The sequence below is a fragment of the Streptosporangium sp. NPDC006013 genome (assembly GCF_040614275.1).
Classification (GTDB): domain Bacteria; phylum Actinomycetota; class Actinomycetes; order Streptosporangiales; family Streptosporangiaceae; genus Streptosporangium.
Genome location: NZ_JBEXUE010000871.1, coordinates 1 through 1,992, shown reverse-complemented (window position 1 = coordinate 1,992; position 1,992 = coordinate 1). Strand labels below are relative to the sequence as shown.

Sequence of the window (1,992 nt, the reverse complement as noted above, 5' to 3'; positions counted from 1 at the left end):
CCCCTACGGCCTGCAGGCCGCGATCGCCGCCGCCCACGCGTCGGCGCCCTCGGTCGAGGCGACCGACTGGGACCTGATCGTGCTGCTCTACGAGGCGCTCGGCCGGGTCGCGCCCTCGCCGGTGGTCGAGCTCAACCGGGCCGTTGCCGTGGCCATGGCCTCGGGTCCGGCGCAGGCCCTGGCCATCGTGGACGAGCTGATCGCCTCGGACCGGCTCCCCGGTTCGCATCTGGTTCCGACCGTACGCGGGGAGCTGCTGGCCCGCCTCGGCCGGCGACCGGAGGCGCGCGCCGAGCTGGAGCTGGCCGCCCGGCTGTGCGCCAACCAGCGCGAACGCTCAGTGCTGCTGCGCAAGGCGGCCGCGCTGGACTGACTTCCCCAGCGCGACCGGCCCGGATTCGAGCGCGGCCAGATCTCGCTCAGAACCACCTGGCTCATCCACGGGTCGGACGCTAACAGGGAAACGTAGAAGATGCCTCTGAACTGCTAAAACTCATAATTTAGTTCAGTCAACAGGCCTGACGTCTTCTCGGCACCCCAGATAAGAGCGGGCGATCGGAACCAGCGTTGGCAACGCGAAGGTCCTGCAACACCGCGCCCTTCGCCTGGCGGCGAAACTCGGCACGGGTGATCCGGCTGCGGACTTCACGGTCCCGGAGGGAAGACGCCCTGGCCCGGAGTGAGGATTCCGTCGGGGTCGTAGCGTTCATGGGCCGCCTCGAAGGCGGCCCATGCGGGGCCGTAGTGGGTGCGCCACTCCTCAGGCGTGGTGGGTATGGAGCCGACCGGGTACTGGTAACCCCCGACGGCTTGGGCGCGCAGGTAGAGGGAACGGTTGGCCTCCACCATGTCCTGCGGGCTCTCGGCTCCGTGCGAGGCGGTTCTGAGCAGTGTGAAGAGGAAGACCGTCTCCTCGTCGGGCATGCGCAGCAAGGGCAGGTGCAGGCGGGCGCGGGGGAAGGGATAGAGCAGGACCACGCCGCTGGCGCCGACCTCGGTCTCGGTCAGGTCCTTGATGGCGGCCTCCACGAAGGCGTCGGTGCGGCTCGCGGGCAGGAACATGTTCCACCAGGGGTGCGGGCGGTACCACTCGCCTGTGGACTTCAGATAGGCGACGCCCGCGGCGAGCCGGTTGAGGAAGTCGAAGTAGGACATGTCCTGGATCTGCCGGTCGCCGGGCTGGTCGCCCAGCCCGTCGAGAAGCCTGGCGTCGTCGGGCGGGATCGTGCCGTTGAAGAAGGCGACCGCTTCAAGCTGGTAACTCCAGCCAGCGGAGCCGGTCGGCAGCACGAGCTCTCCCTCCACGTAGGCGAAGCGGCCGTCGTTGACCACGCGCCGCTGGTCGGCGGTCAGCGCGGCGACGCTCGGGTAGGAGAGCAGGTAGTGGCGGACCGTCGCGGGGGCGGGCAGCAGGCGCACGGTGGCCTTGGTGATGATGCCGCACTGTCCTCTTCCAGCCAGCGCCGCGCGGAAGAGGTCGGGGCGCAGCCGCGCGGAACACCTCCTCAGGCTGGCCTCCCCCGTGACGATCTCCAGCTCCACGACGCTGTCCGCCTGGGATCCGTGGTGGTGGGTCTGGCCGCCGACACCGCCCACCGAGAGCGTGCCGCCGACCGAGAGCTCCAGGTAGTCGGTGAAGACCGGAGGGGTCAGGCCGTGGGCCAGGGTCGCCTGCGCCAAGCTGCTCCAGAGCGCGCCCGCCTCCACGACGGCCGTGTCCTCCCGCACCTCAACCGCGTTGAGCGGGGTCATGTCGATGATCAGACCGCCCGCGACCTGGCCCTGACCGAAGGTGGCGTGTCCCTGGCCGCGTGCGGCCACCTGCAGGCTGTGCGTCCGGCAGTACTTCATCATCCGCATGATGTCCGACACGGCGCCGGGCTCCAGCACGGCCCCGGGGGTCCGACCCGGCTTGCCGGGGTCGGCAGGGCAGCGGTGAGCAACTGGCGCCGCCGCCACGAGGACTTTCCCCAGCCGGTGGGCGGCACCACC

The 1,992-nt window shown here is 70.3% G+C and carries 1 protein-coding gene and 1 pseudogene; one reads left to right on the top strand and one right to left on the bottom strand.

Features of this window, described 5'->3' with window-relative positions; all coding sequences use genetic code 11:
- A pseudogene (locus tag ABZ260_RS50505) lies at positions 1 to 373 on the top strand (RNA polymerase subunit sigma-24); the annotation flags it as partial.
- A gap of 272 nt (positions 374 to 645) precedes the next feature.
- On the opposite strand, the gene ABZ260_RS50500 reads toward ABZ260_RS50505, so the two are convergent.
- The coding region (locus tag ABZ260_RS50500; RefSeq protein WP_355632955.1) for an FAD-binding protein at positions 646 to 1,992 on the bottom strand (1,347 nt) is incomplete at its 5' end.